Source organism: Ewingella sp. CoE-038-23 (genome assembly GCF_040419245.1).
In the GTDB taxonomy this organism is placed as follows: domain Bacteria; phylum Pseudomonadota; class Gammaproteobacteria; order Enterobacterales; family Enterobacteriaceae; genus Ewingella; species Ewingella allii.
In genome coordinates, this window is the sequence record NZ_JAZHOH010000001.1 from 4,428,328 (window position 1) to 4,441,881 (window position 13,554).

The 13,554-nt window shown below is 54.2% G+C and carries 10 protein-coding genes and 4 pseudogenes; 10 read left to right on the top strand and 4 right to left on the bottom strand.

Annotated elements, in window-relative coordinates; translation table 11 throughout:
• Nucleotides 1–62: 62 nt before the first annotated feature.
• Nucleotides 63–1,343, bottom strand: a complete 1,281-nt coding sequence (locus tag V2154_RS21275) for a YidR family protein (protein ID WP_353503761.1) — start codon at nucleotides 1,341–1,343, stop codon at nucleotides 63–65.
• 70 nt (nucleotides 1,344–1,413) lie between these two features.
• A pseudogene (locus V2154_RS21280) lies at nucleotides 1,414–1,905 on the bottom strand (MFS transporter); the annotation flags it as partial.
• A 55-nt stretch (nucleotides 1,906–1,960) separates the two neighbouring features.
• On the opposite strand from V2154_RS21280, the pseudogene V2154_RS21285 reads away from it, so the two are divergent.
• Nucleotides 1,961–2,429 (top strand): annotated as a pseudogene (locus V2154_RS21285) (IS1 family transposase).
• A 10-nt stretch (nucleotides 2,430–2,439) separates the two neighbouring features.
• Here the strand turns inward: V2154_RS21285 and V2154_RS21290 are convergent.
• On the bottom strand, nucleotides 2,440–2,631 hold the full coding sequence (locus tag V2154_RS21290; RefSeq protein ID WP_000861580.1) for a hypothetical protein: 192 nt from the start codon (nucleotides 2,629–2,631) through the stop codon (nucleotides 2,440–2,442).
• 8 nt (nucleotides 2,632–2,639) lie between these two features.
• The gene (stbA, locus tag V2154_RS21295) at nucleotides 2,640–3,026 is read right to left on the bottom strand and encodes a plasmid stabilization protein StbA (RefSeq protein ID WP_006796897.1); all 387 of its coding nucleotides are present in this window, start codon (nucleotides 3,024–3,026) and stop codon (nucleotides 2,640–2,642) included.
• Between the two features lie 580 nt (nucleotides 3,027–3,606).
• Between stbA and V2154_RS21300 the strand changes: the two are divergent.
• The 9 genes and pseudogenes from V2154_RS21300 to V2154_RS21340 all read left to right on the top strand — a co-directional run.
• A pseudogene (locus tag V2154_RS21300) lies at nucleotides 3,607–3,963 on the top strand (transposase); the annotation flags it as partial.
• Nucleotides 3,964–4,255: 292 nt separating this feature from the next.
• Nucleotides 4,256–5,469, top strand: a protein-coding gene (locus tag V2154_RS21305) for an IS3-like element ISCfr6 family transposase (protein ID WP_096221650.1) whose coding sequence is annotated in 2 segments (ribosomal slippage) — nucleotides 4,256–4,550 and nucleotides 4,550–5,469 — 1,215 coding nt in all. Because the reading frame shifts where the segments join, the coding sequence is not laid out codon by codon here.
• A gap of 8 nt (nucleotides 5,470–5,477) precedes the next feature.
• Nucleotides 5,478–6,098 (top strand): annotated as a pseudogene (locus V2154_RS21310) (ABC transporter substrate-binding protein); the annotation flags it as partial.
• A gap of 11 nt (nucleotides 6,099–6,109) precedes the next feature.
• The gene (locus V2154_RS21315; RefSeq protein ID WP_001087990.1) at nucleotides 6,110–6,991 is read left to right on the top strand and encodes an ABC transporter permease; all 882 of its coding nucleotides are present in this window, start codon (nucleotides 6,110–6,112) and stop codon (nucleotides 6,989–6,991) included.
• Entirely contained in the window at nucleotides 6,991–7,776 is a 786-nt protein-coding gene (locus V2154_RS21320; RefSeq protein ID WP_016240370.1) for an ABC transporter ATP-binding protein, read from the top strand. Before V2154_RS21315 ends, V2154_RS21320 begins: the two co-directional genes overlap by 1 nt.
• Before the next feature lie 114 nt (nucleotides 7,777–7,890).
• Nucleotides 7,891–9,441 (top strand): histidine ammonia-lyase, encoded by a 1,551-nt coding sequence (hutH, locus tag V2154_RS21325; protein WP_000741484.1) that lies wholly within the window; start codon nucleotides 7,891–7,893, stop codon nucleotides 9,439–9,441.
• A 43-nt stretch (nucleotides 9,442–9,484) separates the two neighbouring features.
• The gene (hutU, locus tag V2154_RS21330; RefSeq protein ID WP_250298260.1) at nucleotides 9,485–11,167 is read left to right on the top strand and encodes a urocanate hydratase; all 1,683 of its coding nucleotides are present in this window, start codon (nucleotides 9,485–9,487) and stop codon (nucleotides 11,165–11,167) included.
• Nucleotides 11,168–11,225: 58 nt separating this feature from the next.
• Nucleotides 11,226–12,392 (top strand): histidinol-phosphate transaminase, encoded by a 1,167-nt coding sequence (gene hisC / locus V2154_RS21335; RefSeq protein WP_000135555.1) that lies wholly within the window; start codon nucleotides 11,226–11,228, stop codon nucleotides 12,390–12,392.
• Complete coding sequence (locus V2154_RS21340) at nucleotides 12,389–13,546, top strand: alpha-hydroxy acid oxidase (RefSeq protein ID WP_000217345.1); 1,158 nt, start codon at nucleotides 12,389–12,391, stop codon at nucleotides 13,544–13,546. The genes hisC and V2154_RS21340 overlap by 4 nt, the downstream gene beginning before the upstream one ends.
• The last annotated feature ends 8 nt before the right edge of the window (nucleotides 13,547–13,554 follow it).

The following is a 13,554-nucleotide window of genomic DNA, read 5'->3' on the forward strand; positions in this document are numbered from 1 at the left end:
AAAACAGACCGGCCCATTCATCAGGCCGGTTTTTTGCTTTTTATGCAGCCAAGCTTCTTTATTTAGCCTACATTCTGCGCCACAAAAAGCTGGGCAAACTGGCCGCACTGGCGCATATAGGCGACTTTCGCCCCGTCGGGTGAAAACACCACCGCGTCGCCGCAGGGCGCGATTTCGCTGCGCTCGGTCAGGCGGCGCATCTCGCCACTCGCCACGTCCAGCACCATCACGCTGTTATCGCAAACCAGTGCTAACGCATTGCCATTGGGGTGCCAGCTAAATGCCGACTGAATTCCGGTGGTGGTTCGGCTGATTTGCTGCGCCTGGCCGCCGTTCGGCGAAACCGTCCACAGTTGAACTACGCCGTTGTTATCCTTCATCAAAAAGGCGATTTTTGAGCCGTCCGGGGAAGCACGCAGCCAGTGGCGCGGCTGCAAGGCGACGCCGGGGAAAGCCTGCTGCGCGGTGAAGGTTATGCGGCGTTGGCGCACTCCCTTGGGCGGCGCGGGAAGCGAAGCAGCAGTGCCCTGTAACGGCAACTCTCCGGCCTGCCGATAGCTGGCGTCATCTTCTGGTAAATCAACCACAAAGACTTCCGGTAGCTTCTCGCCGCTGGCCGACAGTGTGTCGCCGATAAACGCCAGCGCCCAGCGTTGGCGGCTGCCGTCCGGCTTGAGATAGCCCTCGGTGCCAATCCAGCCCTCTTCATAGGCGCGGGTAATATCATCGCTGCCCGGCTGAGGGTCCGGCGTGGTGTGGCTCACCAGCACGCTGAAGTGGCTGCCGTTATATTCACGCGGATGATGTTTAGGAGAAACTACGCCCGAGGAAGAGAGCGCGATGCCGACATTACGCTGATCGAGCCGCAAATCCAGCTCGTGCAAAACGTGGTCGTTATAGGTAAAGCTCAGGCGGCTGCCGTCGGGGCTGAAGACGTGAACGTGGGTGCCGCCGCGCAGCGCGCCGGGGGTGAAAGGTGCCGTAATATCAAGGGCATCGAGAGTAACTGCTTCAGCTTCTGGCTCAGTGACAATCACCCCACGGCGATGATGAAAATCATATTGCCACTGTGCATCTGGGTTTTCTGGCCCGTGGATGAAGGCATAACGCACCGGCAGCTGCGCGCTGGTCGTGACCACGCCGACGTGCGCCGCCTGCCTGGCCTGATAAATCACCTGCACTTCGCCGGTTTCGACATTCACCCGCTCAATGGTTGAGCCGGTAAATGAACCGCCGTGCGGCCGGACATCATAGACCAGCCACTGGCCGTCCGGCGTCCAGACGTTAATGTTGGTCAGCTGATGCCCGCGAGCATCGTCGGTTAACTGCTTTTCACCCACCACGTTTGCTTCCTCTTATTCTCTGCCCCTGTGCGGCCTTGTTTAAGAGTAAACGTTTTTGTTTATGGGAACACTATTTGGCGGCGGGCATGGCCCCTTTGCCCGCATTCACCAGCATGGAGCGTTTGCGGCCCAGAACCAGCCCCAGCAGACCGCCCAGGATCAGCGCGGCGGCCACGGCAATCAGCGCCGCGTCGTAGCTGTGAGTCACGTCTTTGATGCGTCCCATAATCGGCGGGAAGGTTAACCCGGCAATGTTCGCCACCGCGTTAATCAGCGCAATCGAGGCGGCACCCGCCACGCCCGCCACCGTCTCAGTGGTCACCGCCCAGAAGATGGGGGTGATGGCCCAGTTCAGCCCAACGGTCAGCACCAGCATGATGTAAGCCAGAACCAAGTTATGGGTGAAAATCGCCCCGAGCAGTAAGAAGCCCGACACAATCAGTGGCAGCCCAAGGTGCAGGGCGCGCTCTTTGGTGCGGTCCGAGTGGCGACCATTCAAATACATGAAAATACAGGCGAAAAGGAAAGGTACCGCCGACAGCAGGCTGACAATCAAATTACTGGTAATGCTACCAACTTGCTGATTTAGTGTATGATGGTGGTTTTGAGGTGCTCCAGTGGCTTCCATCTCCATCAGCTGTCCCTCCTGCTCAGCTACTGAAGGCATGGTGCGTAACGGTAAAAGTACTGCCGGACATCAGCGCTATATCTGCTCTCACTGCCGTAAAACATGGCAGCTACAGTTCACTTACACCGCCTCTCAGGCAGCAGTCGGTAAACTCACGCATACAACCGGGCAGTGACGTCATTGTCTGCGCTGAAATGGATGAACAGTGGGGCTACGTCGGCGCTAAATCACGCAAGCGCTGGTTGTTTTACGCGTATGACAGGATACGGAGGACGGTTGTGGCGCACGTATTCGGTGAACGCACGTTGGCCACGCTGGAGCGTCTTCCGGGCCTGCTGTCGGCCTTTGAGGTCGTGGTATGGATGACGGATGACTGGCCGCTTTATGAATCACGCCTGAAGGGAGAACTACATGACAAAGTCATTGGACATTATCTGAACATAAAACACTACCAGTAAGTTGGAGTCATTACCCCTCAATCAAACGTGAGAAGTCGTCACCTTTAAAACTGGTCACATTTTCAATACCCAGATCGGAAGCAGACTGGTTGATAGTCTCTACCGCATAGAACTTTGCACCAGTCAGGCGCGGGGCTAACAGGTAAGATGAAATTAAGGTTTTACGAACACTGCCACTGTAATTAATTACCGCTACTTTCATAAATCACCTCAGAATTTTTTGTTGAACTTCTTAGGGTCGAAATTCTCACCGATTTTCTTGAAGAATTCTTTATCAATAATGCCGGGACTCTCTGCTTTTTTACTTTCCTGCGCTTCAGGCTCAGACGGTTGTGTATTGTGCAATACACTTTCCGCTGCACCCTTCGCGCTACTCTTATCATGTGTATTGTGCAATACATTTTTTCGGTTTTGCCGCGTTCTATACAGTGCCATCTCAAGCCCTTTGGCTGTTACCGAAAAGCTGTATTCGCTGTCGAGGATTTCAGCAATTTCATGCCGCGTTAGCCCTCTGTCCAGCCAGTTCTCGATTTCATTTAGGCGCAATCTGACAGCAGCCGATAAGTTGCGGGGTTTCAGATCTGCTGGTTTATTCATAACCCCCTCCGTTGTATGAAAATGACTCTACAACACTCGTAAGAAGGGGTCAATCGAGTTTTGTAGTTTATCTGTAGTTTTATTGTAGTCTATTTGTAGTCTGTCACGTTTTTTGTAGTTTATTTGTAGTTTTATTGTAGTCTATTTGTAGTCTTACAACACTAAGGCAAAACGTTTTTTGTAGTTTATCTGTAGTTTATCTGTAGTTTTTGGTTGCTCAGATGGTCATGCAAGCATGACCATCAAAGAATAGGACGCTTTTTAGCCAAATGCCCCTTAACCTACGGAGATCGCCCTACCAAAAAAAGATGATTTTTTATCCCTTAACCTGCTATACACCTAACGCAGCGTGATAAATCACGCTATCACACTGATTTAAAAGGAAAAAAACAAAATTTAGCCATGCTGCGGTATTACCCAGGTATTACAAATCCAATCTAAATTACTGATTTAAATAACTTTTTATTTATTACTTTGGTAATACTATGATTTCACCGTATTAGACACCCTTTTTTCGTTTAAAAAATGCACAAATTGAGGACTGAATGGGCTTTGTTGAATAAATCGAACTTTTGCTGAGTTGAAGGATCAGATCACGCATCTTCCCGACAACGCAGACCGTTCCGTGGCAAAGCAAAAGTTCAAAATCACCAACTGGCCCACCTACAATAAAGCCCTCATCAACCGTGGCTCCATAACTTTCTGGCTGGATGATGAAGCTATTCAGGCCTGGTATGAGTCAGCAACACCTTCTTCACGAGGCAGACCTCAGCGCTATTCTGACCTTGCCATCACGACTGTGCTGGTCATTAAACGCGTATTCAGGCTGACCCTGCGCGCTGCGCAGGGCTTTATTGATTCCATTTTTTCTCTGATGAACGTTCCGCTACGCTGCCCGGATTACAGCTGTGTCAGCAGGCGGGCAAAGTCGGTTAATGGCCTGCTGTTTATTGTCCAGCCTGTTTTGCATAACAAATCTCCGGGTGTATTGCGAAAAAGAGAAGGGCGTGCGCCCTGATACCGGCAGTGTATGCAAAGCAGGATTCAATGATAATACGGGTAAATATGCATGGACTTATGCATGGCGCTCATTAATGCGGGGATGACATCAGCAGAATACCAAAGATGGCTCCCGGGTTAATGGCATTTTGGCTTGAGGCAGACCGGATATTGGGTGCCTGCCTCATGGCATGTGTAGTGGCACACTAAATTTGGCCACCTGATGAAAGGTGATATTCTCACCACAACACAAAACAGGTGACTTAATGAACAAGAAAACCAAACGAACCTTCCCCCCTGAGTTCAGGCTGGAATGTGCACAGCTGATTGTTGATAAGGGCTACTCATATCGACAGGCCAGTGAAGCGATGAATGTCGGTTCAACCACGCTTGAGAGCTGGGTACGCCAGCTCAGGCGAGAGCGCCAGGGGATTACGCCCTCTGCCACACCCATTACTCCAGACCAGCAACGTATCCGCGAGCTGGAAAAGCAGGTTCGCCGTCTGGAGGAACAAAATACAATATTAAAAAAGGCTACCGCGCTCTTAATGTCCGACTCGCTGAACGGTTCACGATAGTTGCCAGACTGAGCGACAGCCACACGGTTGTCAGCCTGTGCTCCGCGCTGGAAATACACCGCAGCAGTTACCGGTACTGGCGAAAACGACGCGATATGGTTAATCCGGTACACGTCAGGTTGTGCAGCGAAATACGTCGGGCGTGGAACCAGAGCCGGGGCTCTGCGGGGGCACGCACTTTGGCTGACATGCTGACCCAAAACGGCGTCCCGATGAGCCGTTACCGTGCCGGACGCCTGATGAAATACCTGAACCTGAGCAGTTGCCAGCCCGGAAAACATCAGTATAAAAATGCCCGTCAGGAGCACACCTGCCTGCCGAATCTGCTCGGGCGTCAGTTCGCTGTGCCCGAGCCAGACCGGGTGTGGTGCGGAGACATTACGTATCTCTGGGCAGGAAATCGCTGGTGCTATCTGGCGGTTGTTATGGATCTTTTTGCCCGCAGGGTTATCGGCTGGAGTCTGTCAGCGCATGCCGATACCGCACTGATAAGCAGTGCCCTGCGGATGGCCTATGAGACGCGTGGCCAACCCCGGGATGTCATGTTCCATAGCGACCAGGGAAGCCAGTATACAGGCCTTAAATATCAACAACTTCTCTGGCGTTGCAGAATAAATCAAAGCGTCAGTCGGCGGGGAAACTGCTGGGATAACAGCCCCATGGAACGCTTCTTCCGCAGTCTGAAAACAGAATGGGTGCCAACGAATGGTTACGCAGGCAAGGACGAGGCCCGGCAGCAAATTAATGATTACATATTGAACTACTACAACAGCGTCAGACCTCACCATTATAACGGTGGGCTGACGCCGGAAGAGTCAGAGAACAGATACCATTTTTACTGTAAAACCGTGGCCAATATTACTTGACCACTACAGTACGTGGGGGTATCAATAAAGTGGCTGACCTGAAAGGGAAAACCATCAGTGTCGATGCACCAGGAACCTCCTCCTATTTTCTGCTGGCCTGGATCCTCGATAAAAACGGCATGACGATGAAAGACGTCAAACTGGCAACCCTGGGGCCGGATGCCGCCGCTCATGCCTTTATTGCCGGGCAGAACGATGCCGCTGTGACGTACGAGCCGTATCTCTCCACCATCCGCCAAAGCCCGGACAAAGGCAAAATTCTGACCACCACACTGGATTATCCCATGGTGATGGACACCCTGGGTTGTACGCCATCCTGGCTGGATAAAAACCCCAAAGCGGCTCAGGCACTGGTAAATAGCTACTTTGAAGCCCTGGATATGATCAAAAAAGATCCGGATAAAGCCAATGAGATTATGGGGGCGGCGGTCAAAGAAACCGGCAAACAGTTTGCTGAAGAGTCCAGCTATCTGCGCTGGCAAGACCGTGATGCGAACAAGAAGTTCTTCAGTGGCGAGATTGTCACCTTTACCAACGAAGCGGCGCGTTTGCTGACGGAAATGAAAATCCTGCATAAAACGCCGGATATTAATACGTTGTATGACGCGAAGTATGTGACTCAGCCATGAAGGACCACAAGATGAACAGTCCTGTCAGTCAGGCCGCGGAATTTCCCGCCAGTACGCAGTCAGTTTTACGTGAGCCGGCGCCTCTGCCGGCAAGTAAAAAGGTCTGGCACAACCCGATGATGGTGCCACTGCGCCCCGTGGCGTCCCGTCATCGCTGGTTTTTGGGCTTCTGCTTTTTTGTGCTGTTTTTCGCGCTGTGGGCGCTGGTGACTTTTACCGGGCTGGTGTCGCCGACATTCCTTGCCAGTCCGGCCAGTATGTTGCAGGAAGGGGGGCTGTTATTTACCGATTTTGATTTCACAACAGATATCGGTATGACGGTAATGCGTGTACTGGGCGGCTTTATTCTGGCGTGCATTATCGCCGTGCCGCTGGGTATTCTGATGGGCTCATACAAACTGATCGAAGCGTTTTTTGAGCCCTTCGTTTCGTTTTGCCGCTACCTGCCCGCATCGGCGTTTGTCCCCCTGCTTATTCTGTGGGCAGGGATTGGCGAAATGCAAAAAATACTGGTGATCTTTATCGGTTCGTTCTTTCAGATAACCCTGATGGTTGCGGTGGCTGTCGGCGCGGCGCGGCGCGATCTGGTGGAAGCGGCGTATACCCTTGGCGCGACCAACAAGAGCGTGGTGCGTCGGGTGATAATCCCCGGGGCGGCGCCGGAAATTGCGGAACTGCTGCGCCTGGTGCTGGGCTGGGCATGGACCTATGTCATCGTGGCGGAACTGATTGGTTCATCCAGCGGGATAGGTCACATGATTGTCAATAGCCAGGCGTTACTCAATACCGGGCAAATGATTTTCGGCATTATCGTGATTGGCTGCATTGGATTGCTGTCTGATCTGTTGTTTAAAGCGGTGAATCGCCGCCTGTTTGTATGGAGTTCGCTGTGATGAGCTATCCGAAGCTGAGTGTTCGCCAGGTGGAACGCGTCTTCAGTGGCCCGAAAGGCGAGAAGACCCAGGCATTACTGCCCGTGGATTATCAGGTCAATGAGAACGACTTTATTACCATTCTCGGGCCTTCCGGGTGCGGTAAATCCACACTTTTACGCATTGTTGCCGGGCTGGATCAGCCCACCCGCGGCGAGGTCTGGCTGGATGGCGTGCTGGTCGATGGTCCGGGCGCGGATCGCGGCATGGTATTCCAGAGTTACACACTGTTCCCCTGGTTGACGGTTGAGCAGAATATCTGCTTTGGCCTACAGGAACGCGGCGTGAGTAAAGCGGCACAAAAAGAGCGCAGCGACTACTTTATTAATAAGGTCGGTTTACGTGGGTTTGAGCAGCATTTCCCCCGTCAGTTGTCCGGCGGTATGCAACAGCGCACAGCCATTGCCCGCGCCCTGGCCAACGACCCGAAAATTCTGCTGATGGATGAACCTTTCGGCGCACTGGATAACCAGACGCGCGTCATGATGCAGGAACTGTTGTTGTCGATATGGGAATCTTCCCGCAAAACAGTCCTGTTTGTGACCCACGATATTGATGAGGCCATTTTTATGGCCAATAAAGTGGCGATTTTCAGTGCGCGCCCCGGGCGAATCAAAACGGAAGTGGCGGTAGATTTTCCGCACCCGCGTGATTATACCCTGAAAACATCACCAGAATTTATGGCATTGAAGGCGCGTATCACGGAAGAAATTCGTACGGAAACCCTGCAAACCATCGATCACTAAGTTCGCGGTATGCAGCGCAGTTAATCATGTTTTAGCGTGAGTCAGGTTGTGCATAAACACCCGGTGTTACACCGGGTTTACTTCCCGTTTTACTTGTATATACAGGAATAGATTATGGCTGCTTCATCCACCGATTACACCCTTTGCCGCCTGCAACCCGGGCATGTCCATTTGCCCATGTTGCGACAAATATACCAGGGTAATGTCCGCCTTGCGCTGGCCGAAGAGGCCCGTGCCGATGTGCTGGCCTCCCAGGAAACAGTCACCCGCATTGTGGCATCGGGAAACGTGGTGTACGGCATTAATACCGGGTTTGGCAAACTGGCGCAAACCCGTATTCCGGCGGAACGTCTGACCGAACTGCAACGAAACCTGGTGCTGTCCCACAGTGTGGGCACAGGCAAAAACCTGGCGGATAACGTTGTTCGCCTGGTGATGGCGACGAAAATTCTCAGCCTCTCCCGGGGTCATTCCGGTATTCGTATTGAGGTGATTGATGCACTGATAACGTTATTTAATGCGGGTGTGTACCCCTGTATTCCGGAAAAAGGATCCGTCGGCGCTTCGGGCGACCTGGCGCCGCTGGCGCATTTGTCATTGATGCTGATTGGCGAAGGGCAGGTGACACTGGGTGGCGAAACGATGTCCGCGGTTGAAGGCCTGGCTGCCGCAGGGCTGAGCCCCTTTGAACTTGGGCCGAAAGAAGGTCTGGCATTACTTAACGGCACCCAGGTATCGACATCCCTCGCGTTGTCAGGTTTGTTTGAAGCAGAACGGGTGTTTTCCGCAGGCCTGGTGGCCGGGGCATTATCACTGGAAGCGATTAAAGGCTCAGTTAAACCGCTTGACCCGCGTATTCATGAAGCACGCGGCCAGGAAGGCCAGATTGCTGTCGCCGCTGCGCTGACGGCGATCCTGGCCGGTAGCGATATTGTGACATCCCATGCTAACTGCGGCCGGGTTCAGGACCCTTATTCCATTCGTTGTGTCCCTCAGGTTATGGGTGCCTGCCTTGATAACCTGCGACATGCGGCCCGCATTCTACGTATTGAAGCAAACGCAGCATCCGATAACCCTCTGGTTTTTGCCGAAAATGGCGACGTGATTTCTGGCGGGAATTTCCACGCAGAACCCGTGGCTTTCGCCGCGGACATCATTGCGCTGGCGGTTGCCGAAGTGGGGGCGATTTCTGAACGCAGAATGGCCTTATTGTTGGACAGCGGTTTGTCCGGCTTGCCGCCTTTCCTGGTAAACGATGGCGGCGTTAACTCCGGCTTTATGATTGCGCAGGTCACGGCCGCCGCGCTGGCATCAGAAAATAAATCGCTGGCACATCCGGGCAGTGTCGACAGCCTGCCCACCTCCGCCAATCAGGAAGATCACGTTTCAATGGCGACCTATGCCGCCCGCCGTCTGGGCAATATGTGTTTTAACACCAGTGTGGTTGTCGGTATCGAAGCCATGGCCGCTGCCCAGGGACTTGATTTTCATCGTCCGTTGCAAAGTTCCGCCACACTGGAAAGCGAAATGAAGGCGATTCGGCAACATGTCGCTTTTCTCGAAAAAGATCGTCTGATGGCGCCGGATGTCGAAATGATGCGTTTGTGGGCGTCCCGTGAACACTGGCCTGCGGCCATTGAAGCATTACTGCCGAGCTTTGCCTGATAACGCTTTACATAAATTTCATTTTTTATAGAAGGATATGACCATGAACGCGCCACAGAAAAATGCCGCCGCCCATGTCGTTCGCGCTCCCCAGGGAACAGCGCTGAGTTGTCAAAACTGGTTGATCGAAGCGGCTTATCGCATGATCCAAAACAACCTTGACCCCGATGTTGCCGAACGCCCGGAAGACCTGGTGGTCTATGGCGGTATTGGTAAAGCCGCCCGCAACTGGCCTGCCTTCGAAGCCATTCTGGACAGCCTGCGGGCGTTGCGTGAAGACGAAACCCTGCTGGTACAGTCCGGTAAGCCGGTCGGTGTTTTTCGCACCCATACCAATGCGCCGCGCGTGTTGATTGCTAACTCCAATATTGTGCCGCACTGGGCCCACTGGGACCACTTTCACGAACTGGATAAAGCGGGCCTGATGATGTACGGCCAGATGACAGCAGGCTCCTGGATTTACATTGGTGCGCAGGGCATTGTGCAGGGGACGTATGAAACTTTTGCCGAAGCGGGCCGACAGCACTACAACGGCGACCTGCGGGGCAAATGGATTCTGACGGCAGGGCTTGGTGGTATGGGCGGCGCCCAACCGCTGGCTGGCGTGCTGGCAGGGGCCTGCGTCCTGGCCATTGAATGCCAGGAATCCCACATTGATTTCCGTCTGCGTACCCGTTATGTGGACTATAAGACCCGCAGCCTCGATGAGGCGCTGGCGATGATTGAAAAAGCCTGTGCGGAGAAAAAAGCCATCTCTGTCGGCCTGCTGGGCAATGCCGCTGAGTTGATGCCGCAACTGGCGGCGCGGGCAAAAGCGGGTGGCCTGCGTCCGGATATTGTGACCGATCAGACCTCCGCTCATGATCCGCTTAATGGCTATCTGCCGGAAGGCTGGAGCCTGGAAAAATGGCAGGCCGCCCGTCAGTCAGATCCGCAATCCGTGGTGAAAGCCGCCCGCGCTTCTATGGCAAAACATGTCCAGGCCATGCTCGATTTTCACCATATGGGGATCCCCACCGTCGATTACGGCAACAATATCCGCCAGGTCGCCAAAGAAGAGGGCGTTGAAAACGCCTTTGATTTCCCGGGTTTTGTCCCGGCCTACATCCGCCCGCTGTTCTGTGAAGGCAAAGGGCCATTCCGTTGGGTTGCCCTTTCCGGCGACCCGGAAGATATCTATAAGACCGACGCGAAACTCAAAGAACTCTTCCCGGACAACACCAATCTGATCAACTGGCTGGACATGGCGCGTGAGCGCATTGCCTTCCAGGGGCTGCCTGCGCGTATTTGCTGGCTGGGCCTGGGTGAACGTCACCGCGCCGGGCTGGCGTTTAACGAAATGGTGCGTAACTGCGAACTGAAAGCGCCGATTGTTATTGGCCGTGATCATCTGGATACGGGGTCAGTGGCATCGCCGAACCGTGAAACCGAAGCGATGAAAGATGGCTCTGATGCGGTATCCGACTGGCCATTACTCAATGCATTGCTCAATACCGCCGGGGGTGCCACCTGGGTCAGTCTGCACCATGGTGGCGGTGTTGGCATGGGCTTTTCACAACATGCCGGGATGGTGATTGTGTGCGATGGCACTGAAGATGCCGATGCCCGACTGGCGCGTGTGCTGTGGAACGACCCTGCCACCGGGGTGATGCGCCATGCGGATGCTGGCTATGAACAGGCAAAAGCCTGTGCTGAACGTCATCATTTGAATTTGCCGATGATCTGATGCCTGAATGCCGGATGGCCTGGTGTTGTGCCTCCGGCGTTTTTTTGAGGGATATGCAATGGCTTCTGATGTAGCAGTTTCCAGTTCACTTGTTGATTCACAACAGCAGATACTGAAAAACCTCGCCAGGCCCACAGCGCGGTCATTAAGCCTGTATAACGCCGGGTTGTCGGCGGAAGCGGTACGACAGCAATATGGGTTGAGCCATATCGCCAAACTGGCCAGTAATGAAAATCCGCTGGGCGCCAGCCCGCAGGTCATCGCGGCACTGCAGGCGGATGCCGGTTTCAGCGCAGTCTATTCGGATGCTGCCAGTACAGCGCTGCGCGATGCGCTGGCAACGTATACCGGTGTGCAGGCCGGGAATATTGTTATCGGGAATGGTTCAGAAGATATCCTGCATATGCTGGCACTGGCCTTTCTCAACCCCGGGGACCGCGTGGTCACATTGCGACCTTCATTTGGTCTGCATGAGATTTTCCCGCGCATGATGGGCGCGGACGTCACCCTGGTTGACGTGAATAAGCAGCATCAGTTCGATATCGCCGCCTGGACTCAGGCACTTTCGATGCCCGCCAAAATGGTGATTTTCAGCAACCCGTCGAATCCCGTGGGCTGCATGCTCGACAATGCAGGTTTTGAGCGCATCATCGCCGCGGCACCTCAGGACTGTGTGCTGGTGATTGATGAGGCCTATTTCGAATATTGCCGGAACAACCCGGATTATCCGGACAGCCAGCGTGTGCTGGCCGCGCAGTCGCGCCCCTGGATTGTGCTGCGTACTTTTTCGAAAGCCTACGGCCTGGCGGGATTGCGGGTGGGCTATGGCTTAGCCAGTCACCCTGAACTGGTCAATCTGCTCAATCGCGTTCGCACACCGTTTAATATTAACCGTTCGGCACAAGCGGCGGCCGTGGTAGCTCTGGGGGATCAGCAACATGTTAATGACAGCATTGCGCTGGTCAGTGCGCAGCGCGACATGATGTCGGCGCAGCTCACGGCGCTGGGTTTCCGCGTTGCGCCATCCTGCGCCAACTTCCTGTTTTTTGACTGCGGGCAGCCTGCGGCAGAACTGGCGCAGCGTCTGCTGTGCGATGGCGTCATTATCAAGCCATGGCGGGAGAAGGGGTATGAACACTGGATCCGGGTGTCTGTGGGGAATGAACAGGATAACCAGCAGTTTATTCGGAGCCTGAAACGTATCCTGGCGGAGGATGCCGCGTGACAGTGTTGAACATTGATGATTTACGTCGGCAGGCAAAGCGCACGCTTCCCCGTTTTGCTTTCAGTTATCTGGAGGGTGGGGCCGATGATGAACAAACGTTACAGGATAATCGCCGTGTTTTCGGCCGCTGGCGCTTTATTCCCCCTGTGCTGACAGATGCTACGCAACGGGATTTATCCGTCACGCTGTGTGGACAGAAGCTGGCTGCGCCCTTGTTTATCGCCCCGACAGGCTACAACGGCATGCTGCGGTTTGGCGCAGATGTGATGCTGGCGCGGGCCGCCAGAGAGGCGGGCATCGGCTATATACAGAGTACGGTTTCGACGGCCTCCATTGAAGAGATCGCCGCAGAAAACATTCCCCGACACTGGTTCCAGCTCTATGTGCTGAAAGACCGCGCCGTCACGACAGGGTTACTGACCCGGGCCCGGGCGGCGGGTTGTACGACCCTGGTGGTTTCTGTGGATGCGGTGCACTTTGGCAACCGTGAAAAGGACAAACGGAATTACCGACGGCCCATGGAACTATCTCTGCCGAGCATGCTGGACATTGCGATGCATCCCGGCTGGGTGTGGCGAGCCATCAGGCCCGCAGGCATCCCTGGCTTTGGCAACCTGAAATCTTATGTTCCGGCTGACAAACAACGAGGCGCAGGTGGCGCGAGCTATTTTGCCGAACAGATGGATACCCACCTGGACTGGGCCACACTGCACTGGATCCGCACACAGTGGTCAGGTCCCCTGTTAATTAAAGGTATCCTGGCGCCTGAAGATGCCCGGCGCGCTTTTGCCGCGGGCGTGGATGGCATTGTGTTATCAAACCATGGCGGGCGACAACTGGACGGTTCAGTCAGCCCCATGGAAGTACTGCAGGAGATTCGTCAGTGCTGCGGTCCTGATGCTGTCATCCTTATCGACAGTGGATTTCGCCGTGGCACCGATGTGGTGAAAGCACTGGCGCTGGGCGCGAATGGCGTGCTGATTGGCCGACCTGTGCTCTATGGCGTCGCTGCCTTTGGTGAGGCGGGTGCGAAACAAGCGCTGAACATTATTTTGCAGGAGATGGATCGCACGCTGGCGCAACTGGGATGCACTTCGATTGCCCAGTTAGGGCCGCATTTGCTGCGTTTTCAGCCTGCTATGGCGGGGTTTTAATATGTACA

Excerpts from the sequence above, each read along its gene's own strand:
- V2154_RS21320 (WP_016240370.1), top strand. The coding sequence starts at position 6,991 with ATGAGCTATCCGAAGCTGAGTGTTCGCCAGGTGGAACGCGTCTTCAGT.
- V2154_RS21290 (WP_000861580.1), bottom strand. The coding sequence starts at position 2,631 with ATGAAAGTAGCGGTAATTAATTACAGTGGCAGTGTTCGTAAAACCTTA.
- hisC (WP_000135555.1), top strand. The coding sequence starts at position 11,226 with ATGGCTTCTGATGTAGCAGTTTCCAGTTCACTTGTTGATTCACAACAG.
- V2154_RS21315 (WP_001087990.1), top strand. The coding sequence starts at position 6,110 with ATGAACAGTCCTGTCAGTCAGGCCGCGGAATTTCCCGCCAGTACGCAG.
- hutH (WP_000741484.1), top strand. The coding sequence starts at position 7,891 with ATGGCTGCTTCATCCACCGATTACACCCTTTGCCGCCTGCAACCCGGG.
- stbA (WP_006796897.1), bottom strand. The coding sequence starts at position 3,026 with ATGAATAAACCAGCAGATCTGAAACCCCGCAACTTATCGGCTGCTGTC.
- hutU (WP_250298260.1), top strand. The coding sequence starts at position 9,485 with ATGAACGCGCCACAGAAAAATGCCGCCGCCCATGTCGTTCGCGCTCCC.